25 protein-coding genes are annotated in these 20,208 nt (G+C 73.9%); 20 read left to right on the top strand and 5 right to left on the bottom strand.

The genetic code is table 11. From position 1 onward, the window contains the following. Positions 1–3: 3 nt before the first annotated feature. The 4 genes from selB to GA0070606_RS32270 all read left to right on the top strand — a co-directional run bounded on the left by selB (position 4) and on the right by GA0070606_RS32270 (position 3,656). The gene (gene selB, locus GA0070606_RS31385) at positions 4–1,767 is read left to right on the top strand and encodes a selenocysteine-specific translation elongation factor (protein WP_091106974.1); all 1,764 of its coding nucleotides are present in this window, start codon (positions 4–6) and stop codon (positions 1,765–1,767) included. 41 nt (positions 1,768–1,808) lie between these two features. Then, positions 1,809–2,006: a hypothetical protein gene (locus tag GA0070606_RS31380; RefSeq protein WP_091106973.1), complete on the top strand. Its 198-nt coding sequence runs from the start codon at positions 1,809–1,811 to the stop codon at positions 2,004–2,006. 1 nt (position 2,007) lies between these two features. Further along, entirely contained in the window at positions 2,008–3,285 is a 1,278-nt protein-coding gene (locus GA0070606_RS31375) for a hemolysin family protein (RefSeq protein ID WP_091106971.1), read from the top strand. Between the two features lie 185 nt (positions 3,286–3,470). Then, positions 3,471–3,656, top strand: a complete 186-nt coding sequence (locus GA0070606_RS32270; RefSeq protein WP_141721904.1) for a hypothetical protein — start codon at positions 3,471–3,473, stop codon at positions 3,654–3,656. A 33-nt stretch (positions 3,657–3,689) separates the two neighbouring features. Here GA0070606_RS32270 and GA0070606_RS31370 read toward each other — a convergent pair whose 3' ends face one another. Further along, entirely contained in the window at positions 3,690–4,340 is a 651-nt protein-coding gene (locus tag GA0070606_RS31370; protein WP_176737493.1) for a hypothetical protein, read from the bottom strand. Between the two features lie 114 nt (positions 4,341–4,454). Here GA0070606_RS31370 and GA0070606_RS31365 point away from each other — a divergent pair, with 114 nt between their 5' ends. Then, positions 4,455–4,658, top strand: a complete 204-nt coding sequence (locus GA0070606_RS31365) for a hypothetical protein (RefSeq protein WP_091106966.1) — start codon at positions 4,455–4,457, stop codon at positions 4,656–4,658. On the opposite strand, the gene GA0070606_RS31360 is transcribed toward GA0070606_RS31365, so the two are convergent. The 3 genes from GA0070606_RS31360 to GA0070606_RS31350 form a co-directional block, all read right to left on the bottom strand. Then, a complete protein-coding gene (locus GA0070606_RS31360) occupies positions 4,655–5,134 on the bottom strand; it encodes a hypothetical protein (RefSeq protein WP_091106964.1) in 480 nt (159 codons plus the stop codon). The two genes, GA0070606_RS31365 and GA0070606_RS31360, sit on opposite strands and share 4 nt — an antisense overlap. Then, entirely contained in the window at positions 5,131–5,343 is a 213-nt protein-coding gene (locus tag GA0070606_RS31355) for a phosphatidylethanolamine-binding protein (RefSeq protein WP_091106963.1), read from the bottom strand. The genes GA0070606_RS31360 and GA0070606_RS31355 overlap by 4 nt, the downstream gene beginning before the upstream one ends. 82 nt (positions 5,344–5,425) lie before the next feature. Then, positions 5,426–6,307: a universal stress protein gene (locus GA0070606_RS31350; protein WP_091106961.1), complete on the bottom strand. Its 882-nt coding sequence runs from the start codon at positions 6,305–6,307 to the stop codon at positions 5,426–5,428. A 119-nt stretch (positions 6,308–6,426) separates the two neighbouring features. Here GA0070606_RS31350 and GA0070606_RS31345 point away from each other — a divergent pair, with 119 nt between their 5' ends. The 13 genes from GA0070606_RS31345 (at position 6,427) to GA0070606_RS31285 (ending at position 16,986) form a co-directional block, all read left to right on the top strand. Then, positions 6,427–7,173, top strand: a complete 747-nt coding sequence (locus GA0070606_RS31345; protein ID WP_091106959.1) for an SAM-dependent methyltransferase — start codon at positions 6,427–6,429, stop codon at positions 7,171–7,173. A 373-nt stretch (positions 7,174–7,546) separates the two neighbouring features. Further along, positions 7,547–8,725 carry a PP2C family protein-serine/threonine phosphatase gene (locus tag GA0070606_RS31340; protein WP_091106958.1) on the top strand — a complete coding sequence of 393 codons (1,179 nt, stop codon included), beginning with the start codon at positions 7,547–7,549 and terminating at the stop codon, positions 8,723–8,725. A gap of 53 nt (positions 8,726–8,778) precedes the next feature. Continuing rightward, on the top strand, positions 8,779–9,249 hold the full coding sequence (locus GA0070606_RS31335; RefSeq protein ID WP_091108465.1) for a MarR family winged helix-turn-helix transcriptional regulator: 471 nt from the start codon (positions 8,779–8,781) through the stop codon (positions 9,247–9,249). Positions 9,250–9,563: 314 nt separating this feature from the next. Beyond that, complete coding sequence (clsA, locus tag GA0070606_RS31330) at positions 9,564–10,205, top strand: cardiolipin synthase ClsA (protein ID WP_091106956.1); 642 nt, start codon at positions 9,564–9,566, stop codon at positions 10,203–10,205. Next, positions 10,202–11,149: a DUF881 domain-containing protein gene (locus tag GA0070606_RS31325; RefSeq protein WP_091106955.1), complete on the top strand. Its 948-nt coding sequence runs from the start codon at positions 10,202–10,204 to the stop codon at positions 11,147–11,149. The genes clsA and GA0070606_RS31325 overlap by 4 nt, the downstream gene beginning before the upstream one ends. Beyond that, a complete protein-coding gene (locus GA0070606_RS31320; RefSeq protein WP_091106953.1) occupies positions 11,146–11,478 on the top strand; it encodes a small basic family protein in 333 nt (110 codons plus the stop codon). The genes GA0070606_RS31325 and GA0070606_RS31320 overlap by 4 nt, the downstream gene beginning before the upstream one ends. Before the next feature lie 10 nt (positions 11,479–11,488). Then, positions 11,489–12,427, top strand: coding sequence for a DUF881 domain-containing protein (locus GA0070606_RS31315; RefSeq protein ID WP_091108463.1), 939 nt, complete (start codon positions 11,489–11,491; stop codon positions 12,425–12,427). Positions 12,428–12,482: 55 nt separating this feature from the next. Beyond that, complete coding sequence (gene gcvH / locus GA0070606_RS31310) at positions 12,483–12,863, top strand: glycine cleavage system protein GcvH (RefSeq protein WP_091106950.1); 381 nt, start codon at positions 12,483–12,485, stop codon at positions 12,861–12,863. Between the two features lie 216 nt (positions 12,864–13,079). Next, entirely contained in the window at positions 13,080–13,532 is a 453-nt protein-coding gene (gene odhI / locus GA0070606_RS31305; protein ID WP_007071101.1) for an oxoglutarate dehydrogenase inhibitor Odhl, read from the top strand. Between the two features lie 50 nt (positions 13,533–13,582). Next, positions 13,583–14,284 carry a transcriptional regulator FtsR gene (ftsR, locus tag GA0070606_RS31300; protein ID WP_176737598.1) on the top strand — a complete coding sequence of 234 codons (702 nt, stop codon included), beginning with the start codon at positions 13,583–13,585 and terminating at the stop codon, positions 14,282–14,284. 177 nt (positions 14,285–14,461) lie between these two features. After that, a complete protein-coding gene (locus tag GA0070606_RS31295; RefSeq protein ID WP_089014393.1) occupies positions 14,462–14,926 on the top strand; it encodes a bifunctional nuclease family protein in 465 nt (154 codons plus the stop codon). A gap of 201 nt (positions 14,927–15,127) precedes the next feature. Further along, positions 15,128–15,721, top strand: coding sequence for a MerR family transcriptional regulator (locus tag GA0070606_RS31290; protein WP_176737492.1), 594 nt, complete (start codon positions 15,128–15,130; stop codon positions 15,719–15,721). Between the two features lie 257 nt (positions 15,722–15,978). Next, positions 15,979–16,986 carry an RNA polymerase subunit sigma-70 gene (locus GA0070606_RS31285; RefSeq protein ID WP_091106946.1) on the top strand — a complete coding sequence of 336 codons (1,008 nt, stop codon included), beginning with the start codon at positions 15,979–15,981 and terminating at the stop codon, positions 16,984–16,986. Positions 16,987–17,246: 260 nt separating this feature from the next. On the opposite strand, the gene GA0070606_RS31280 is transcribed toward GA0070606_RS31285, so the two are convergent. Beyond that, positions 17,247–17,831, bottom strand: a complete 585-nt coding sequence (locus GA0070606_RS31280; RefSeq protein WP_091106944.1) for a dihydrofolate reductase family protein — start codon at positions 17,829–17,831, stop codon at positions 17,247–17,249. A gap of 685 nt (positions 17,832–18,516) precedes the next feature. On the opposite strand from GA0070606_RS31280, the gene GA0070606_RS31275 reads away from it, so the two are divergent. Together GA0070606_RS31275 and GA0070606_RS31270 are read left to right on the top strand one after the other, a co-directional pair. Next, positions 18,517–18,915, top strand: a complete 399-nt coding sequence (locus GA0070606_RS31275) for a group I truncated hemoglobin (RefSeq protein WP_091106941.1) — start codon at positions 18,517–18,519, stop codon at positions 18,913–18,915. 2 nt (positions 18,916–18,917) lie between these two features. After that, positions 18,918–20,096 (top strand): globin domain-containing protein, encoded by a 1,179-nt coding sequence (locus tag GA0070606_RS31270; protein ID WP_091106939.1) that lies wholly within the window; start codon positions 18,918–18,920, stop codon positions 20,094–20,096. The last annotated feature ends 112 nt before the right edge of the window (positions 20,097–20,208 follow it).

Here is a 20,208-nt window from a genome sequence, read left to right as displayed (position 1 = left end):
GACGTGTTCGTGGTGGCCACCGCCGGGCACGTCGACCACGGCAAGTCGACACTGGTCCGGGCGTTGACGGGGATGGAGCCCGACCGGTGGGCCGAGGAGCGCCGCCGGGGCATGACCATCGACCTCGGGTTCGCCTGGACCGCCCTGCCGTCCGGCGGGACGGTCGCGTTCGTCGACGTGCCGGGGCATGAGCGGTTCGTGCCGAACATGCTCGCCGGCGTCGGCCCGGTGCCCGCCGCGCTGGTCGTGGTCGCCGCCGACGAGGGCTGGATGCCGCAGTCGGCCGAGCACCTGGCGGCGCTGCACGCGCTGGGGGTGTCGTACGGCCTGCTGGTGGTGACCCGCGCGGACCTGGCCGATCCGGGGCCGGCGGCGGCCCGGGCCCGGGCCGAGCTGGCCGCCACCTCCCTGGCCGCGGTCGACACCGTGGCGGTCAGCGCGGTCACCGGGGCCGGCCTGCCGGGGCTGCGGGCGGCCCTGGACCGGCTCGCCGCCCGGCTGCCCGCCCCCGCGACCGAGGCGCCGGTGCGGCTGTGGGTGGACCGGGCGTTCACCGTCCGGGGCGCCGGCACCGTGGTCACCGGCACCCTCGGCGCCGGCCGGCTGCGCGTCGGCGACGAGCTGGAACTCGCCTCGACGGGCGAGCCGGTGCGGGTGCGCGGCCTGCACCGCCTCGGCGAGGCCCGGCCGGAGGTCGACGCGGTCGCCCGGGTGGCGGTGAACCTGCGCGGCACGCCCCGGGACCGGCTGGGCCGGGGCGACGCGCTGCTCACCCCGGGCCGGTTCCGCCACACCGACCTGCTGGACGTCCGGCTGGCCGGCGACCCGGCGGCGGAGCTGCCCGCCACGCTGACCCTGCACGTCGGCGCGGCGGCGGTGCCGGCCCGGGTGCGGCCGCTGGGCGCGGACACCGTCCGGCTGCGCCTGGCCCGGCCGCTGCCGCTGCTGGTGGGCGACCGGGCGCTGCTGCGCGACCCGGGCCGGCACCACGTGGCCGGTGGCGTGACCGTGCTGGACGTCGCGCCGCCGCCGCTGACCCGCCGGGGCGCGGCGGCCGCCCGCGCGGCCGTGCTGGCGGGCGTGGACGGCCGTCCCGACCTGGCCGGCGAGCTGCGCCGGCGAGGGCTGGCCCGCGCCGCCGACCTGGCCCGTACCGGGGTGGAGGTCACCGGCCGGCCCGTCGCGGGCGACTGGCTGGCCGACCCGGAGCACTGGCGGCGGCTCGGCGTCCGGCTGGCCGGGGAGGTCGCCCGGCACGCCCGGGAGCACCCGCTGGAGCCGGGCGCGCCGGTGGAGCTGCTGCGGCAGCGCCTCGGGCTGCCCGACCGGGCGCTGGTCGAGGCGCTGGTCCGGCCGCCGCTGCGCGCGCACGCCGGGCGGGTCACCGCCGCGGCGGCCGACGCGCTGCCGGAGCCGGTGGCCCGCGCCGTGGCCCGGGTCCGCGCCGAGTACGCCGACCGCCCGTTCCGGGCGCCGGAGGCGGAGCGTCTCACCGCCCTGGGGCTGGGGCCCCGGGAGATCGGCGCGGCCGTGCGGGCGGGCGCGCTGCTGCGGCTCGCCGAGAACGTGGTGCTGCTGCCCGGGGCGGTCGACGAGGCCGTCCGGGTGCTGGCCGGGCTGCCGCAGCCGTTCACGCTCAGCGCCGCCCGGCAGGCGCTGGACACGACCCGCCGCGTCGCCGTGCCGCTGCTGGAGCTGCTCGACCGGCGCGGCGTCACCCGGCGGCTGCCCGACGACGCCCGGATCGTGGTCGCGGCCGGCTCCTGAAGCCGCCCCGGCGGGCCCGGCGGTCGCCTAGCGTGACGCCCATGGACCCTTCCGCGGTCTGGCGGGACAGGCAGCACAGGTGGCGGATCGAGGCGTACCGGGCGCCGGACCTGCGTTTCGCGATCTTCGCCACGAACGGCACCACCGAGTCGGCGCCGCTGTGGCTGTTCGGGATGTCGGCGCTGGCCCGGTGGCTGATGACGCACAAGATCTCCCTCGACGACCTGGAGGTCGACTGACATGGGGGCACCGCTCGGGCAGCTCGCGCTGGTGGCCGTGCTGGTGCTCGTCAACGCGGCCCTGTCCGGCAGCGAGATGGCGCTGGTGACGCTGCGCGAGGGGCAGGTACGGCAGCTGGGGCGGCGCAGCCGCTCGGGGGAGCGGCTGGCCCGCCTGGTCCGCGACCCCAACCGCTACCTGGCCACCATCCAGCTCGGCATCACCCTCGCCGGCTTCCTCGCCTCCGCCGCCGCCGCGGTCTCCCTGGCCGAGCCGCTGGTGGGGCCGCTGGGCTTCCTCGGCGGGGCGGCGCGCGGCGCGGCGGTCCTCCTGGTGACCGTGCTGCTCACCTTCGTCACCCTGGTCGTCGGGGAGCTGGCGCCCAAACGGCTGGCGATGCAGCGCGCCGAACGGTGGGGGCTGCTCAGCGCCGGCCCGCTGGACCTGCTGGCCCGGCTGTCCCGGCCGGCGGTCTGGCTGCTCAGCCAGGCCACCGACGTGGTGGTGCGGCTCGCCGGCGGCGACCCACGGGCCAGCCGGGCGGAGATGACCGAGGACGAGCTGCGGGAGATGCTGGTCAGCCAGCGGGGCCTGTCCGCGCAGCAGCGGGAGATCCTCACCGGCGCGTTCGACATCGCCGGCCGGACGCTGCGGGAGGTCCTCGTGCCCCGGCTGGACGTGACAGTGCTTCCCGCGGCCCTGCCCGCCGCCGACGGGATGCGCCGGCTCGCCGCCGCCGGCCGGTCCCGCGCCCCCGTCGTGGGGCCCGGCGGCCTCGACGACGTACGCGGCGTGGTGCACATCCGCGACCTCGTCGAGGCCGGCGCCGCCACCGTCGGCGACCGGGCCCACCCGCCGCTGCTGCTGCCGGGCACCCTGCCGGTCTCCGACGCGCTGCGCCGCCTGCGGGTGTGCCACCAGCAGCTCGCCGTGGTCGTCGACGAGCACGGCGGGGCCGACGGCATGGTCACCATGGAGGACCTGCTGGCGGAGGTGGTGGGGGAGTTGTACGACGAGACCGACCGGGACGTGACCGGGGTGACCCGGGAACCGGACGGAGCGCTGCTGCTGCCCGGCGACTTCCCGCTGCACGACCTGGCCGACATCGGGGTGCGGCTGCACTTCCGGCCGTCGCGGGAGTACACGACGGTGGCCGGGCTGGTGCTGGCCGGGCTGGGTCACCTGCCGAGCGGCCCCGGCGAGACGGTGCGCCTGCCCGGGCTGACCGTCGAGGTGGTCGAGGTCACCGGCCGGACGATCCGCCGGGTCCGGCTGCGCGGCTTCGCCACCGGGCCCTGACCGGCCCTGAAACCGACTCGGACCCGCCCTGAGTGGCCCGGGCCGGCGATCCGGCAGCCCGCTCCGTCGTCGGCTCGGTTGCGGGCCTTCCTGGCCACCCGGCGGTCGGGGCGCCCGTGCCACGGTCGGGTGAAGACGGGGAAACCCGCCGCACCGGGGCGGGCGCCGGCCGTACCGTCCGGGACGTGAAGGACCGAGGGATGCGGACGTTCGTCACGGTGCTGGCCGGCCTCGCGGTGATCTACTTCGGCACCACCGGCCGCAGCGAGGAGGACGGCCGGGGGCTCTCCGGCGGACTCGTGGTGCTCGCGCTGCTCGCGGCGCTGCTGGTGTGGAACCTGACCAAGCCGGGCGACAAGACCGCCAAGTGAGCCGCCGCGCCCGGCCGCCCGCGGCGGGGCCCCTCACCGGCCGGCGGCGCGGGCGACCTCGCCGGCGGACTCCTCGCCGAGCGCCACCCGCACCAGCGCCGACGCCAACCTGCCGAAGTCGGCCGGCCGCACCAGCCCCGCCAGCCGGTCGGCCGAGCGGGGCAGGCCGAGGCGCTCCGCCCCGGACAGGGCGCGTCGGTCGGCGTACGGGCGCACGTCCGGCCACACCACCTGGGCCTCGCGCAGGAAGATGTCGGCCCCCGTCGGGCCGATGCCCGGAAACTCGGTCAGCAGCCGACGCAGCGTCCCCGGCTCGCCGTCGGCCTCGCGGTGCAGCCGGCGCAGGTCGCCGCGCCAGCGGTCCAGGCACAGCCGGGCGCCGGTGCCGAGCATCGTCGAGGTCCGCTCGTCGTAGCGGCGGTAGTGGCCCCGGCCCAGCGCGTCGACCCGGTCCTGCCAGCTCGCCGCCTCCATCGTCTGCGGGGTGCGGTAGCCGGCGGCGAACAGCTCCCGGGCGGCCGCCACGGCGACCCCGGCGCGGATCCGGGTGCTCAGCAGCGTGGCGAGCACCAGCAGCTGGTAGAGCGGGGCGGGTCGGTCGGCCAGGCTGATGCCCGCCTCCTCGGCGTACGTGTGGCCCCGCCGGTCCAGCAGGACCCGCGCCACCTTCCGGTCGTCGCCCATCCTCCCGGTGTACCCGCTGCGGGCCGGGTCAGCCCTGTGACGGCCCGGCCGCATGGCGCCGACCGGGCCGGGTAACCGGGACGCGACACGGTCGAACCCCGGAAGGAGAGACCCGTGGTGAACCCGCAGCAGGAGGAGTTCCGCCGCAACGACAAGGGCGCCACCAGCCAGGACAGCAAGGGTCCCAACCCGAGCGGCCACCCGCGCAACCGGGGCTCGTCGCGCGGCGACGAGGGCCGCCCGGTGCCCCGCGGGCAGGTCTCGCCGTACGGCCCGGCGACGGAGCCGGTCGCCGACGACGAGAGCGCCCGGGGCTAACCGCGCCGGCCCGACAGTGGCGGCCGCAGCCGGTTCCAGGTGGCTGCGGCCGCCATGCCGTACGCGACGTGCGGCACGATGTCGGCCAGCCAGTCCGACCGCCGCCAGGTGCGCGGGTCGGTGACGCCGAGCAGCGTCATCGACCCGTCGGACATCGTCATCACGCCGCCGCCGAGGACCCCCGTGCCCAGGGCCAGGGGCATCCGGCGGCCCCGTGCGAGCAGGGCGTAGCCGACCCCCGCGGCGACGCCGATGCCGTACCCGAGCAGGGGCCCGAAGCCCGAGCGGCGGTTGGCCGCCCGGTCCTCGGGCCCGAGGTCGACGTGCGCGACCCCGGCCAGCCGCCCGGCGGTCCGCTCCGGGGTGCTGCTCGCCGGCCGCGCCCGGAGCACCATGTCCAGGTAGCTGACCACGTTCAGGGCGGCGCTGCCGACCGCGCCGGCGATCGCCCCGTCGGCCAGTTGGCGCCCCCTCACTTCGGGTCGCCCGGTTCGCGTTCGCCCTTGGGGCCGTAGACCCGCTCGCCGCGGACGACGCCCCGCTGGCCACGGTCGGACTGCAGGATCCGGTTGGCGACGTCGTTCGCCTTGTCGTCCGGCACCCGTCGTCCCGAATCGTCGATGGCGTCGCGGATGCGCGCCCGCTGCTTGTCGTACGCGTTGCTGCCCGGCCGTGGTCCTGGCATCACTGCCTCCTCCGGTCGTCCTCGCCGTTGGCGTACCGCGCTCGTCTACCCGCCTGCGCCGGGGCCAACCCCGCCGGGCGGCTCAGTGGGGCGCGCGGACGACGGCGACCGGGCAGTCGGCGTGGTGCAGCAGGGACTGGCTCACCGAGCCCAGCAGCAGCCCGGTCAGCTCGCCGCGCCCGCGCCGGCCGACGACCAGCAGCTGGGCCCGCCGGGACTGCTCGGCGAGCACGGTGGTGGGGCGGCCCCGGACGGTCTCCCGGCTGACCGGCACGTCGGGCCACCGCTCGGTGAGCCCGGTCAGCGACTCGGCCACCACCCGCTCCTCCTCGGAACGCAGCTCGGTCTCCTCGTACACGAGGGGCTGCATGTCGCCGGGGCCGGTCGAGGCCGGGTGCCGGTAGGCGTGCACCGCGACCAGCGCCGCGCCGCGCACGGACGCCTCCTCGACGGCGAACTCCACGGCGAGCCGGGACGTCTCGGAGCCGTCGACGCCCACCACCACGGGCCCGTCGGCGCGGTCGGTGCCCCGAGCCACCAGCACGGGGCAGTCGGCGTGCGAGGCGACCTGCACGGCGACGGAGCCGACCACCAGCGCCGAGAAACCGCCGAGCCCCCGGTCGCCGAGCACGATCATCGCGGCGGCCGGCGACTCGCCGAGCAGCACCGCCGCGGCCTCCCCGTCGATGATCTCGCCCGAGATCCGCAGCCCGGGCACCGTCGCCTCGGCCTCCGCGGTGGCGGCGGCGACGACCTGTTCCGCCTGGTGGCGCAGGCCGGCGCCGGGCGGGCTGCCGGCGGGCGCGTCCACCGGCACGTGCAGCAGCGGCCAGATGAACCCGTGCACGATCCGCAGTGGGCGCTGGCGGCGGGCCGCCTCGACGGCCGCCAGCCGGACGGCCCGCGAGGCCGACTCCGAGCCGTCCACGCCGACGACCACCGCCGCGCCGTTCGCCGAGTTCACCGCCCACCTCCCGCCGGTTCCCGGCCAGTATCGCGGCCCGCCGCCGCTCCGCGGGGCGATACCGCGCAGGACGACCGGTCGGTACGCTGTCGACGACCGCCGGGGAGGGAGCGTCGTCGATGGTGGAGCCGGACCAGCCGAGCACCGCGCGGATGATCGATCACTGGCTCGGCGGGGAGCACCACTACCCGGTCGACGTGGCGGCGGCTCGCGCCTTCGAGCAGGCGTACGGGCCGTGTGCGCCGGTGTTCCGGGAGCTGCGGGCCTTCCTGGGCCGGGCGGTGCGGGCGATGACCGCGGCGGGGGTGGACAGCTTCCTGGTCTTCGGCGCCGGGGTGCCCACCAGGGGCAACGTGCACGAGGTCGCCCCGGACGCCACCGTGCTCTACACCGACGTCGACCCTGTCACCATCCGGCTCGGCCAGCGACTGCTCGCCGGCAGCGACCGGGCCGGCTACGGCTACGGCGACGCCACCGACATCGGCACGGTGGACCGCGCGCAGCTGCACCGGTTCCTGCCGGGGTGGGGGAGGCGGCCGGTCGGGGTGGTCTTCCTCGGGCTGGCGGCGTTCCTCGACGACGAGACGCTGGCCCGCACCCTCGACGAGCTTCACGAGGCGACGGCGCCGGGCAGCATGCTGGCGGTCGACTTCGACACCGAGGAGCTGGCCGGGCATCCGGAGGCCCTCGCGATGATGGGGCCCGCGTTCCGGATGCGCCCGCCGGCCGCGTTCGCGCCGCTGCTCGGCCGGTGGACGCCCACCGAGGACGGCATCGTCCCGATCAGCCGGTGGCGTCCCGACGGCCCGCCGGCGCAGGTCCCGGACGCCTTCTACGGCGCGGTGGCCGTCCGCTCGGCCGGCTGACCGGTCGCCGCCGGCACGCCCCCGGCGGCCTCTGCCCGGCCCGCAGCGGTCCCCGCGCGGGCCGTGGCGCGCGGCGGGCGGTGATGATCGTCGTTCGGTGGCGACGTCCGACTGTCGCGGCGTCGCGCCGGCCACGCTGAGACGGATGCCGTGGGGCGAGACCGTCGTCGTGGTGACCACCGTCGCCATCGCCCTGCCCCGGGCGCACACCTGGGCCGCACACCCACCCCGAAGGGGCACCGACGCCCCGGCGTCGTCCCGGAAACCGCAGGCAGGCCCGAGTGCGCCGCCCCGAGCGTGTCCCGGCTGCCGGTGCGGGGTGGGCACCTCCGTATGATGCTTGCCCTACGGCAAGTATTCCGGAGGATGATCGATGGTGGAGGCACCGGGCCAGGTCTCGCGTGCGCTGCGGGCGGCGCCACCCGACCGGGTGGTGGAGGCGGCGGACAAGGCTATCCGGGCCGGTCTGGGCGCGACACGGACGGACGTGTTCATCGCCGACTACCGGATCAGCGGGCTGTGGCCGGTGCTGGACCCGGAGCTGCCCGACGGCGGGTTCCTCGCCTGCCACAGCATGGCGCAGCGCTGCTTCAGCAGCCAGCAGCCGGTGGTCGACGCCGACGACTCGGGCCGGTGCCGGCTCTACCTGCCCCTGTCGGTGTGGGGGGAGCGGCTGGGCGTGCTCCTGGTCGAGCTGCCGGGCCCGGCCGGCCCGGACACCGTCGAGGCCGCCGCCGACATCGCCGGCGACCTGGCCGTGGCGCTGCGCGCCGCGGACCGGGAGACCGACCGGTACCGCCGCGCCCGCCGCCGCGAGCGGCTGAGCATGGCCGCCGAGATGCAGTGGGAGCTGCTGCCGGGACGCAGCGTCAGCCACGACGCGTTCGAGCTGGCCGGCCAGCTCGAACCGGCGTACACGGTCGGCGGCGACCACTTCGACTGGTCCGTGGACGGTGACCGGCTCACCACGACGGTGCTCAACGGCGCCGGCATCGGGCTGGCGGCGGCGCTGCTCACGGCGGTCACGGTGAACGCGCTGCGCAACGCCCGGCGCTCCGGGGGCAGCCTCGTCGAGCAGGCCGAGCTCGCCTCCGACACCGTCTACTACCAGCACCGGGGCCGGCGGTACGTGGCGACGCTGCTGCTCGAGCTGGACACCGTGACGGGCCGGGTCCGGGCGGTGGACGCCGGCTCCCCGCACCTGCTGCGCCTGCGCGGCGGCACCGTCACGCCGATCCGGCTGGAGCAGCAGCTGCCGCTGGGCATGTTCGCCGAGTCCCGCTACGACGTGCAGGAGTTCGACCTGGAGCCGGGGGACCGGCTGTTCGTGGTCAGCGACGGGGTGTGGGCCGCCGACCCCGGTGACCGGGGCGCGTACGGCGAGCGGGCGATGGCGCGGACGATGCGCTCCACGCGGCTGCAACCGCCGGCCGAGGCGGTTGGTACGGTGATGCGCGAACTGCACGCCTGGCACGCGGACACCGACCTCGGCGACGACGCGGTAGTGGTCTGCCTGGACTGGCGCGGTTCCGGTGGGCGGGGCGACGGGTGAGAGCGGTCGCCGAGGCCGCCGCGCACGAGCGGGACGATCGCAGGGGACACCTGGTGGAGCGACCTCCGGATCTCGCCGCGGCGATCGACGCCGCCGCCGAGGCGCTCGTCGGCGTGCTCGACTCCGCCGCGTCCCGGCACCACGTGGCGGTGTCGCCGACCCAACTGCGCGTGCTGTCGCTGGTCGACAGCCGGCCCGACACCAACGTCAACGGCCTGGCCGAGTTGCTCGACGTCGTGCCCTCCTCGGCGAGCCGGCTCTGCGACCGGCTGGAGGCGACCGGCCTGCTGCGGCGCGTCCCCGATCCCCGGGACCGGCGGGAGGTGCGGTTGGTGCCGACCGCCGCGGGGGAGACCCTGCTGCGGGAGCTGAAGGAGCGCCGCCACCGGGCGGTGCAGGCGGTGCTGGACCGGATGCCCGGCCGGGTGCAGCACGACCTGCTGCTGGCCCTGCGGGCGTTCGAGCAGGCCGCCACCGCCGCCCCGGCGGAGGCGCTGCCCGACTCGTCGGCCCGCTCCGCCTGACGCGATCCACTCGCGCCCCGGTCCACCCTCCCCTCTAGTGTCCTAGGACGCTTTAGGGGTGGTGTCGGCCACGACACCGGACAGCGAGGCAGCGGGGGAACGGGGCAGCTGAGAACGGAGAGGCCCGGAGGCGGCCCGATATAGTGGCAGCGCAGTCAGCCGGCCCGTGATCACCGCGATCACGGGCCGTGTCAGGCGACGGTCCCGCACCGGGATCGCAAGGGGTGCCGGCACCAGCCGGCCCGACAGCGCGCACGTGCCTCCGCGGCGCCCGTCTCGACCGGGCGGCTGGAGCGTGCGGCGGAGGAGGTTCGGTGTCGCGTCGGCCGGCTCGCTCGGAGCATGCGGAGGCCCGCGCCGGCACGAGCGCGCCGGTCGCGGGGGACCGCGTGCTGACCCTGCCGAACCTGATCAGCTTCGTCCGGCTGCTCGGTGTCCCGCTCTTCCTCTATCTCCTGCTCGTCGCGCGCGCCGACGTGGCCGCGATCGTGGTGCTGGCCGTCGGCGGCACGACGGACTGGGTGGACGGTTGGATCGCGCGCCGGATGCGCCAGGTCAGCCGGCTCGGGGAACTGCTCGACCCGGCCGCCGACCGCCTCTACATCCTCGCCACCCTGGTCGGCTTCACGGCCCGGGGCGTGGTGCCCTGGCAGTTCACCGCGGCGCTGCTGGCGCGCGAGCTGCTCCTGCTCGGATCGCTGGCGGTGCTGCGCCGGTTCGGGTACGGGCCGCCGCCGGTGCACTATGTGGGCAAGACCGCGACGTTCCTGCTGCTGGCCGCGTTCCCGGTCCTGCTGCTGGCCGCGGCGGTTCCGGGCGCGGCGGCGGTGGCGGGCGCGATCGGTTGGGGCCTGGCGTGGTGGGGCCTGGTGCTCTACTGGGTGGCCGGCGCGATGTACGTGGTGCAGGCGAGCCGGCTGGTCCGGGCGGTACGGGCGCGGGGAGCGTCGGCGTGACGGCCCCGCCGAAGAAGGACCAGGGCCGGTCCGAGCGGGTGTACGCGCCGGACTTCCTCACCGAGCTGTTCCGTAACCCGTTGGATCCGGGGTACGCCGACGCGGCGGCCCGGCGTCGGGAGCGGCAGGCGTCGCCGTCGGGCTGGCGGCACTGGTCGGCGCGGTCGGTGAGCCTGGTCGTGGCGGTGTTGCTGGGGTTCCTGTTCGCGGTGGCGTACCGGCAGACGCTGGAGGCGGAGCCGGGGCGCAGCCAGGTCCGTTCGGGGCTGGTGGCGCAGATCAAGCAGCGGGAGAGCGAGACCGACCGGTTGTCGGAGCGCGCGGACCAGTTGCGGGCGGAGGTGGCGCGGCAGCGGGCCGCGGCGCTGGGCGGCTCGGAGGCGGCGCGGCTGCGCACGTTGGAGGCGGGCACGGGCCTGGGGCGGGTGCGCGGTGACGGTGTGGTGGTGCGGTTGGCGGACGCGCCGCAGAATCCGGACGCGGTGACCGGCAAGGACGTGGGTCCGTCCAGGGTGATCTACAGCGACCTGCAGGCGGTGGCCAACGATCTGTGGGCCGCCGGCGCGGAGGCGGTCGCGATCAACGGGCAGCGGTTGACGGCGACGTCGACGATCCGGTCGGCGGGGCAGGCGATCCTGGTGGACTTCCGGCCGGTGACGGGGCCGTACGAGGTGTCGGCGATCGGGCCGGGGTCGATGCGGGAGCGGTTCGAGGACAGCCGCAGTGCGCTGACCATGCGGAAGGTGGCCGAGGACACGGGGTTGTCGTTCGGGGTGCGGGAGGCGGAGGGCCTCACCCTGCCGGCCGCTCCGGAGCCGCGGCTACGCTACGCGGAGCCTCCGGCGAGTGCGACCGCGTCGCCGTCGTCGGGGGCGGAGCGTTCCGCCAGTCCTCGGCCGTCCGGGTCGGGGACGTCTCCCAGCCCCTCCGGAGGTGGTCGATGATCGCGGTGCTGGCGTTGCTCGCCGGTGTGGTGCTCGGCGTGTGGCTCGATCCGACGGTGCCGGCGGGGTTGCAGCCGTATCTGCCGATCGCGGTGGTGGCGGCTCTGGACGCGGTGTTCGGTGGGGTGCGGGCGAAGCTGGACCGGATCTTCGACGACAAGCAGTTCGTGGTGTCGTTCATCTCGAACGTGCTGGTGGCGGGCCTGATCGTGTATCTGGGTGACCAGCTCGGGGTGGGCGGTCAGCTCTCCACGGGCGTGGTGGTCGTGCTGGGTGTGCGGATCTTCGGGAATGTGGCGGCGATTCGCCGGCACCTGTTCCGGGCGTAGGTTTGTGGCGATGAGCAGCGACGAGCACACCGAGACGGGTACGGGTTGGCCGCAGCCGGCGGGTCCGGGGCGTCCGGCGGGTCCTGCGGGTGAGCCGGATCCGCGGCCGGAGGCGCCGGATCCGGACGAGTTGAGCCCGTTGGCGCCGGAGCGGTCGGAGCCGTCCGTGGTGGAGCCGGGTGGCGACGAGGGCGCGACGGTGGACCTGGGTCGGGCCGCGGGGTCGGGTGGCTCGTCGGCGGGGTCGCCGCGGCGGCGGGTGAGTTCGGCCGGGGTGATGATCGCGGCGTTGTTGGCGTTGTTGGGGTTCACGCTGGTGGTGCAGTTGAAGTCGACGTCGACGGATCCGACGGTGGCGGCGACGCGGCAGGAGGACCTGGTCCGGATCCTGTACGACCTGAATTCGCGGGAGGTCCGGCTGCGGCAGGACATCGCGGCGCTGGAGGAGAGTCAGCGGCAGTTGCGTTCGGGTGAGCAGGGGCGGCAGGCGGCGTTGGAGGAGGCGAGGCGGCGGGCCGACGAGTTGGGCATCCTGGCGGGGACGTTGCCGGCGACGGGTCCGGGGTTGGCGGTGCGGTTCGAGGCGGGTGAGAAGCCGATCTCGGCGTCGCGGGTGTTGGACGCGGTGCAGGAGTTGCGGGGTGCGGGCGCGGAGGCGATGCAGATCTCCGGGGGCGATCGGGCGTCGGTGCGGATCATCGCGTCGACGTTTTTCCTGCAGGGGGAGAACGGGTCGTTGGTGGTGGACGGGCGTCGGTTGACGGGTCCGTTCACGATCACGGTGATCGGTGATCCGGCGACGATGCGTACGGCGTTGAACATTCCCGGCGGGGTGGTGGCGTCGGTGACGGGCGACGGCGGTAAGTTGATCGTCGAGGATCGTGAGGCTGCCGAGGTTTCGGCGCTGCACGCGCCGATCAAGCTGGAACACGCCCGTCCGGTCTCCTGACCGGCGCGGCTCGCACCGGTGGTGTCCGGTGCGCCGATGGTGAAGGACGCGTCTGGTGATTCCTGAGGATCTGCGGTATACCGCCGAGCACGAGTGGGTGTCGGGCGGTGGCGGTGGCCCGGTGCGGGTCGGCATCACCCACTTCGCGCAGGACGCCCTGGGTGACATCGTGTATGTCCAGCTGCCCGATCCGGGTGCGGTGGTGGCGGCCGGTGAGTCGTTGGGTGAGATCGAGTCGACGAAGAGTGTGTCGGAGATCTACGCCCCGCTCAGCGGCACGGTGGCGGCGCGCAACGAGGCGCTCGGCGACACTCCCGAGGTGATCAACACTGATCCGTACGGTGCGGGTTGGCTGGTGGAGATCACTCCGGATGATCCGGCGGCGGTCGACGGGCTGCTGTCGGCGGACGCGTATCGTGAGCTCACCGAGAGCTGAGTGCGTCCCCGCCGGGCGTGGTGGCTGTGTCCGCGCGTCCGGTTGCCCTGCATTTCGGCGCTGGCTAGGCTCGCCCAGTCGACCGAGAACCCAATAGTTGAGCGTCGCGGAATTGCCTTTCCGGGCACGGGGAGCCAGCCGCCGGGTGTTGGAGTGCCCGGCGGCCAGACCCGCCATTACCCCGACGCCGACCGAACAGATCCGTGAGGTGGTCCCATGACGCGCCCAGACGACGAGTTCCCCCCGCTCGACGTCACTTCGACGCTCAATCTCGGTTCGCTCGACGAAGTGCTGGAGGGGCCGGACACCGATGTGGTGCCGAGCCGGATGTCCGGTTCGTTGCCGCCGGGGATGGCGCTGCTGGTGGTTCGCCGGGGTCCGAACGCGGGTGCCCGGTTCTTGTTGGATCATGATGTGACGACGAGTGGCCGGCATCCGGACAGTGACATCTTCCTGGACGACGTGACGGTGTCGCGGCGGCATGCGGAGTTCCATCGTGACGGTGGGACGTTCACGGTGCGGGACGTGGGCAGCCTGAACGGCACGTACGTGAATCGGGAGCGGGTCGAGGCGGCCACGTTGAGCAATGGCGACGAGGTGCAGATCGGCAAGTTCCGGGTGGTGTTCATCGCCGGTCCGCGCCCGGAGGAGGAGGCCGGCCGGGGGTGAACGAGCCTGCGGCCTCCACGCCGCCCGGGGCGGCCCGTGCCCGACCGTTGATGAGCATCGGTGAGGTGCTGGGCCAGTTGCGGGTGGATTTTCCGGACGTGACCATCTCGAAGTTGCGGTTTCTCGAGGCTGAGGGCCTGGTGGAGCCGCAGCGGACGGCGGCGGGTTACCGGAAGTACAGCTGGGACGATGTGGCGCGGTTGCGGTTCGTGTTGACCGCGCAGCGGGACCAGTATCTGCCTCTGCGGGTGATCCGTGATCAGTTGGCGCAGTGGGACGCGTCCGGGGAGTCGCCGGGTCGGCAGCGGCCGACGTTGGTGGCGGTGGGTCCGGGTGGCGAGGTGCCGGGGCGGTCGTCGGAGGAGCCGGCCGAGTCGCCGCAGGTGCGGCTCGGCCGGGCGGATCTGGTGGCGCGTAGTGGTATCGACGAGTCGACGCTGGGTGAGTTGGAGCGGCTCGGTGTGTTGGTGTCGGATCCGCCGGGTTGGTACGACGGCGATGCGTTGATCATCGCGCGGGCGGTGGCGGGTCTGGCGGCGTACGGGTTGGAGCCGCGGCATCTGCGGGGTTACCGGACGGCGGCGGACCGGGAGGTCGGTCTGTTCGCGCAGTTGGTGGCGCCGTTGGCGCGGCAGAGTGATCCGGCTGCGCGGGCGCGGGCGGCGGAGACGGCGCGGGAGTTGGTGGCGTTGTCGCAGCAGTTGCATTCGGCGTTGGTGCGGGTGGGGTTGCGGTCGACGCTGGGTCGGTGATCCGGCGGGGTCGTGGGGAAAGATCTGCCCCGGGAAGCGTGTCGTAGGCTTGCCGGGGTAACCCCTTTCTGGCGCGGGCGTGGTGCAGGTAGCGCATGGGACGGCCGTGTCGCGGTCCGTGTACCGTGCAGGGAAAGGGCGCGGTGCGGCGTAGGTGACAACGACACGGAGGCGGCGGTGCGCGAGCTGAGCGTGGTCGGAGTTCGGGTGGAGCTGCCCAGCAACCAGCCGATCGTCCTGCTCAGGGAGGTCGAGGGGGACCGCTATCTGCCGATCTGGATCGGCGCGGTGGAGGCGACGGCGATCGCTTACGAGCAGCAGGGTGTCAAGCCTGCCCGGCCGCTGACCCACGATCTTCTGCGGGACGTGTTGGCGGCGTTGAAGGCGCCGTTGCGGGCGGTGGAGATCACCGAGCTGAAGGAGAACGTCTTCTACGCCGATCTGTTGATCGGTGACGGGGTGCGGGTGTCGGCGCGGCCGAGCGATTCGATCGCGTTGGCGTTGCGGGTGGGTGCGCCGATTCGTTGTGCTGAAGAGGTCCTCAGCGAGGCGGGGATCGTGATTCCCGACGAGCAGGAGGACGAGGTGGAGAAGTTCCGCGAGTTCCTGGAGCAGGTGCGTCCGGAGGATTTCGCCGGCTGAGGTTCGGCTCTCCCCGGGTGGTTTCCGTCGGGTGTCACGTTCGGTGACGCTTCGGTGCGGTGGGTGATCTTCGTCGTCGTGGCGCGGCGTGTCGCGACGGTTGTTGCGGGGCAATTCCCGAGGGCGGCGATAGGGTTGCCGTGTCGAGGGGTGCACGTCCCGGAATCGACGTGTCACCGCACTGGCGGGGAGGTTGTCCGGATGCACGAGCCGCGAGATCCCGATCCGGGTACGGAGCTGGACGAGCCGGGTGTGACGTCGCCGGGGTCGGCGACCGAGGGTGACGACGCCGTGGGCTATCGAGGTGTGACGGCCTGCCACGCGGTGGGGATCAGCTATCGCCAGTTGGACTACTGGGCGCGTACCGGGCTGGTGGTGCCGAGTGTGCGGGACGCGTCGGGTTCGGGCACGCAGCGGTTGTACTCGTTCCGGGACCTGGTGGTCCTGAAGGTGGTGAAGCGGCTGCTGGACGCCGGGGTGTCGTTGCAGAACATCCGGAAGGCGATCGAGGCGCTGCGGTCCCGTGGGGTGGGTGATCTGGCGGGCATCACGTTGATCTCCGACGGCACGACGGTCTACGAGTGCCGGTCGCCGGAGGAGGTGGTGGACCTGTTGCAGGGCGGCCAGGGGGTGTTCGGCATCGCGATCGGCGGGGCGTTCAAGGAGATCCAGGGGTCGCTGTCGCATCTGCCGGCGGAGCCGGCGACGTCCGCGCCGGCGGGGCCGGTGACGTCGGCGGGGGATCCGGTGGGCGACGAGTTGGCGGCGCGGCGGGCCCGGCGGCGGGCGGGTTGACGCGGGCCGTGGCGGTGGCCGGGCGTGGCAGCCGTGGCCGGGATGCCCGTGCGCCGGTCGCATTCGCTCCACTGTGACCGGTGGGCGTTTTGGGCCGGCGTCGGCGGGTGTCGTCGCTGCGGCGGGCCGCGGGAAGGGTTTCCTGCCGGCGTGAGCGTCGAGGTTGGCCGGACTGCTGCGCGGCTGCGCCTGGCATCTGAGTCGACCTTCAGCGTGCCGGTCAGCGCGGTCTCGCGCCGGTGGAAGGATTGCTGTCCATGATCGATGCCAGATCGCCGGGCGCCGACGAGGCCACGTTCATCCGGGCGGTCCGTTCAGGCGACACGGCACGGTTCGCGCGGCTCACGGAGCGGCACCGTCGCGAGTTGCAGGTGCACTGCTACCGGATGCTCGCGAACTACGAGGACGCCCAGGACATGACGCAGGAGACGTTCCTGCGGGCGTGGAAGAAGCGAGAGTCGTTCAAGGGGCATGCGGCCCTGCGGACGTGGCTGTACCGGATCGCGACGAACGCCTGCCTCGACTTTCTGGAGAAGCGCAACGACCGCACGCCCGTGACTGTCGGGCTGCCGGGCGCGGGCTCGGAAGTGCGTTACCTGCAGCCCTACCCGGACCGGATGCTCCCGGAGGACCCGCAGGAATCGGTGGTGGCGCGGGAGACGATCGAGTTGGCGTTCATCGTCGCCGTCCAGCACCTGCCGCCGCGGCAGCGGGCGGTGTTCGTCCTGCGCGACGTCCTGGGCTGGCCGGCGTCGAGGGCTGCCGATGCCCTCGAGGTGACCGTCGCATCGGTGACGAGCGCACTGCAGCGGGCGCGCGTGACGGTGCGCGAGCAGTTGCCCGACCGCCGGCTCGACTGGCGGAGCCCTGCCACGCACGAGCTGTCGGACGACGAGCGCGCCGTGGTGAGGTCGTACATGGACGCCCATGAGCGCAACGACCTGGACGGGCTGGTGGCCCTGCTGCGCGACGATCTGCGCTTCGCGATGCTTCCCGAGCCGGGCACCTTGGTCGTCACGGCCGAGGACGCGGTGGACGGCTGGGTCTCCGGTGGGCTCTTCCGGCGCGGTTACGACGACTGGCGCTGTGTGGCCACGACGGTCAACCGCATGCCTGCGGCCGCGCTGTACCTTCGCATCCCCGGCGATCCGGAGTACCGGTTGTTCAACATCGCGGTCCTGCGCATCGTGGACGGGAAGGTCGTCGAGCTCACCGGGTTCGGGGCCGCCGGCAGACCATGGCTGGGCCTGCCGCCGACACTGTGATCGCACATGTCCGCGTCGTCGACGGGGCCGGCCGCACGGGCCGCCGTCGCCGAAGTCACCGTGGGACGAGCACCCCGACCAGCTGAACTCCAGCGCGGCAACGCGAGCCTCGCCGCCCCGCTGGCGTTGCCGGCGGGGCGGCGTCATGTCCGGAGGAAGTCGTCACCATCGACGACGCCGTCGTCACTCGGCTCCGGCAGGTCGGTCAGCAGCTCACATGGATTCGGCATGGCGTTGCGAGCCGAGGATCGGGCCCGTGTTCATCGCCTCGTCTCGTATCGGGTCAGCACTACGCCGCCGGGAAATGTCCGCCTCTCGACCAGGTTCAGGTTCACCCAGGTGTCCAGCGCGGTGAAGAACGGTGTGCCGCCGCCCACCAGGACCGGGTGGGTGACCACGGCGTATTCGTCGATCAGCCCGGCCCGCATGGCCGCCCCGGCCAGCGTCGCGCCGGCGATGTCCATCGGGCCGCCGTCCTCGGCCTTGAGCCGGGTGATCTCGGCGACCGCGTCGCCGGTGACCAGGCGCGCGTTCCAGTCGACCTGGTCGATCGTGGAGGAGAACACGACTTTCGGCATGTCCCGCCAGAGGCGCGCGAACTCGATCTCCGCCTGGGTGGCGTTGGGCCGTTGGTCGCCGGTCGGCCAGTGGGAACTCATCGCCTCCCACAGTTTGCGCCCGTACAGCGTCAGCTCGCTCGCCCGCATCTGCTCGTACCACCACTGGAACAGCTCATCGCTCGGCGACGAGTCCGGTCCCTCACCGCCACTCCAGCCGATGTCGTCGCCGGGCGCGGCGATGTAGCCGTCCAGGGTCAGGTTCATGCCGAAGATCAGTTTCCGCATCGTGTCAGCCTTCCGTGAGTCGATGCCACGTACGGACGGGCGCGGCGCGGAAAACTGATCGGTGCGCGATGACCCCGTCTCTTCGGGGCCGCTGCTGCGGCGGCGGACGGTTCTCCGGCTGCGCCGGTTCCGGTGACCGCTTCGCCGGGGGGCGGATGTGACAGGTCGGGGTCGCGGGGTGGGTGCGGGGGCGCGACGCGCCCGGCTTTTCTGATGTTTTGTGCGGTGACGCTGCGTCCTCGTCCTGCGGCCGGTCGATGGCGACGGGCGGGGTGCCGGCCGGCCCGGGCGTGGCGGGTGGGGGCGGCGGTGGCGCCCGGGTGCGCGCTGGCGTCGGGGCGGGTGTCCGTGGTGGTCAGCGGCGGTTCGGCGGCGGCGGCGGGTGCGGTGGGCCGGACTCGTCGTCCGGGCCGGGCGGCGGTGCGGTTGCGGATCGCCGAGTTACGGAGCGTGTCGCCTTCTTGGCGGACGGTGGGAGAGGCGGGGGCTCGGCCGTTACTGTCCGTGTGCTTGCCTGTCGGGAAGCCGATAGGTGGGCGGTGACCGGATCGGCACGACACGCTATGGTCCCACACGCGGTTCCCCTGGCGCGGTGCCACTGCACTGTGGTCGTCGCGTGCCTGCGGACCGACTGCCCCTCCGCGCCGACCCCGCGCGAATCCCCTCTCAAGCGGAAGGAACGACCGTGACGGTTACGGAAGAAGCTGCCCCCGTCTCCCACTACGAGCGCATCGGTGGCGCCAGTTCGGTGAAGGCCGCCGTTGAACTGTTCTACGACAAGGTGCTCGCCGATCCGGAACTCGCCGGCTACTTCACCACCGTGGACATGGTGGGTCAGCGCCGGCACCTGGCCCTGATGCTGACGGTGGTGCTCGGCGGGCCCAACGAGTACGCCGGGCGTGGTCTCGCCGAGGCGCACCAGCCGCTGGGTGTCACGCCGGAGCATTACGCGATGGTGGGCGCGCACCTGACGGCGACGCTGACGGAGCTCGGGGTTCCGGCCGACGTCGTCGCCGACGTGCAGGACGTGCTCGCGCAGGTGCGTGGCCAGGTGGTGGCCGGCGGCGACGGGGCGGACGCCTGAGCGTGGACGCCGCCCGGCTCAAGCAGAGCTGGTCCCTGGTCGCCGCGCACGGCGACCAGGTGCCGCTCTACTTCTACTCGACGTTGTTCCTGGCCCACCCCGAAACCCGGCAGATGTTCCCCACGAACATGGCGGGTCAGCGGGACCGGTTGGTCACCGCGCTGGGCCACATCGTGTCCCACGTGGACCAGGTGGACCGGCTGGTCGGGTTCCTCAAGGACCTGGGCGCCGATCATCGCAAGTTCGCGGTGCGGGCCGAGCACTATCCGGCGGTCGGTGAGGCGTTGCTGGCGACGCTGCGGCACTTCCTGGGCGACCAGTGGACCGAGGAGCTGGCCCAGGACTGGGCCGGCGCGTACGGGTTGGTGTCGCAGGTGATGATCGACGCCGCGCAGGCCGCGGAGGCGGTGAATCCGCCGTGGTGGGTGGCCGAGATCGTGGGCCACGAGCGGCGGGGTTTCGACGTGGCGGTGTTGACGTTGCGGCCGCAGTACCTGTTGCCGTTCACGGCGGGCCAGTCGATCGGGGTGTCGCATCCGGCGGTGCGGTCGTGGCGGTACTACTCCCCGGCGAACGCGCCCCGGGGGGACGGCACGCTGGAGCTGCACGTGCGGGCCGCGCCGGGCGGGGCGGTGTCGTCGCGGCTGGTGTACGGGTGCACGGTCGGCGACCAGTTGCACCTCGCGGCGCCGGTGGGCGACCGGCTGACCCTGTGGTCGGCGGGGTCGTCGGATCTGCTGCTGCTGGCCTCGGGCACGGGCTGGGCGCCGGTGAAGGCTCTCGTCGAGCAGGTCGCGGCGGAGGGTTCCGGGCGCACGGTCGACCTGTACGTGGGGGCCCGCTCGCGCACCGAGTTCTACGACAGCGACGCGATCGACAAGTTGGCGTCGTCGTTCGCGTGGTTGACGGTGACGTACGTGGTGGGTGCGGACCTGCATCGGCCGGGCGAGTTCACGCATCCGGTGGACCGGGCGTTGGCCGACGGTGACTGGCGGGCCCGGCACGTGTACGTGTGCGGCTCCGACGAGATGGTGTCGCATTCGGTGGCGGCGTTGTCGCGGGCCGGCTACCACGCGGGTCAGCTGCACCACGAGGGGCTCGGCAGGCACTGGTACGGCCCGGCGTGGCGCACGGCGGTGGAGCGGGCGTCCGCTCCGGACAGTCCCGGAGGTGCCCGGTGAGCGCGAGGAGTGAGCTTGCGAGCCCCGCAGTCGCGAACGAAAGGCGGTCCCGGTGAGCGCGAGGAGTGAGCTTGCGAGCCCCGCAGTCGCGAACGAAAGGCGGTCCCGGTGA

The sequence above is a fragment of the Micromonospora citrea genome, from assembly GCF_900090315.1.
Classification (GTDB): Bacteria; Actinomycetota; Actinomycetes; order Mycobacteriales; family Micromonosporaceae; genus Micromonospora; species Micromonospora citrea.
The sequence above is the reverse complement of the archived record's forward strand: the minus strand, read 5'-3'. Positions and strand labels throughout refer to the sequence as shown.

Bases quoted from the DNA above. Each gene is read 5' to 3' on its own strand.
- GA0070606_RS31370 (WP_176737493.1), bottom strand. From the start codon at position 4,340: ATGGGCGACGACCGGAAGGTGGCGCGGGTCCTGCTGGACCGGCGGGGC.
- GA0070606_RS31290 (WP_176737492.1), top strand. From the start codon at position 15,128: ATGCACGAGCCGCGAGATCCCGATCCGGGTACGGAGCTGGACGAGCCG.
- GA0070606_RS31375 (WP_091106971.1), top strand. From the start codon at position 2,008: ATGGGGGCACCGCTCGGGCAGCTCGCGCTGGTGGCCGTGCTGGTGCTC.
- GA0070606_RS31345 (WP_091106959.1), top strand. From the start codon at position 6,427: ATGGTGGAGCCGGACCAGCCGAGCACCGCGCGGATGATCGATCACTGG.
- odhI (WP_007071101.1), top strand. From the start codon at position 13,080: ATGACGCGCCCAGACGACGAGTTCCCCCCGCTCGACGTCACTTCGACG.
- GA0070606_RS31285 (WP_091106946.1), top strand. From the start codon at position 15,979: ATGATCGATGCCAGATCGCCGGGCGCCGACGAGGCCACGTTCATCCGG.
- GA0070606_RS31355 (WP_091106963.1), bottom strand. From the start codon at position 5,343: ATGCCAGGACCACGGCCGGGCAGCAACGCGTACGACAAGCAGCGGGCG.
- GA0070606_RS31320 (WP_091106953.1), top strand. From the start codon at position 11,146: ATGATCGCGGTGCTGGCGTTGCTCGCCGGTGTGGTGCTCGGCGTGTGG.
- GA0070606_RS31280 (WP_091106944.1), bottom strand. From the start codon at position 17,831: ATGCGGAAACTGATCTTCGGCATGAACCTGACCCTGGACGGCTACATC.
- GA0070606_RS31340 (WP_091106958.1), top strand. From the start codon at position 7,547: ATGGTGGAGGCACCGGGCCAGGTCTCGCGTGCGCTGCGGGCGGCGCCA.
- ftsR (WP_176737598.1), top strand. From the start codon at position 13,583: ATGAGCATCGGTGAGGTGCTGGGCCAGTTGCGGGTGGATTTTCCGGAC.
- GA0070606_RS31315 (WP_091108463.1), top strand. From the start codon at position 11,489: ATGAGCAGCGACGAGCACACCGAGACGGGTACGGGTTGGCCGCAGCCG.
- GA0070606_RS31380 (WP_091106973.1), top strand. From the start codon at position 1,809: ATGGACCCTTCCGCGGTCTGGCGGGACAGGCAGCACAGGTGGCGGATC.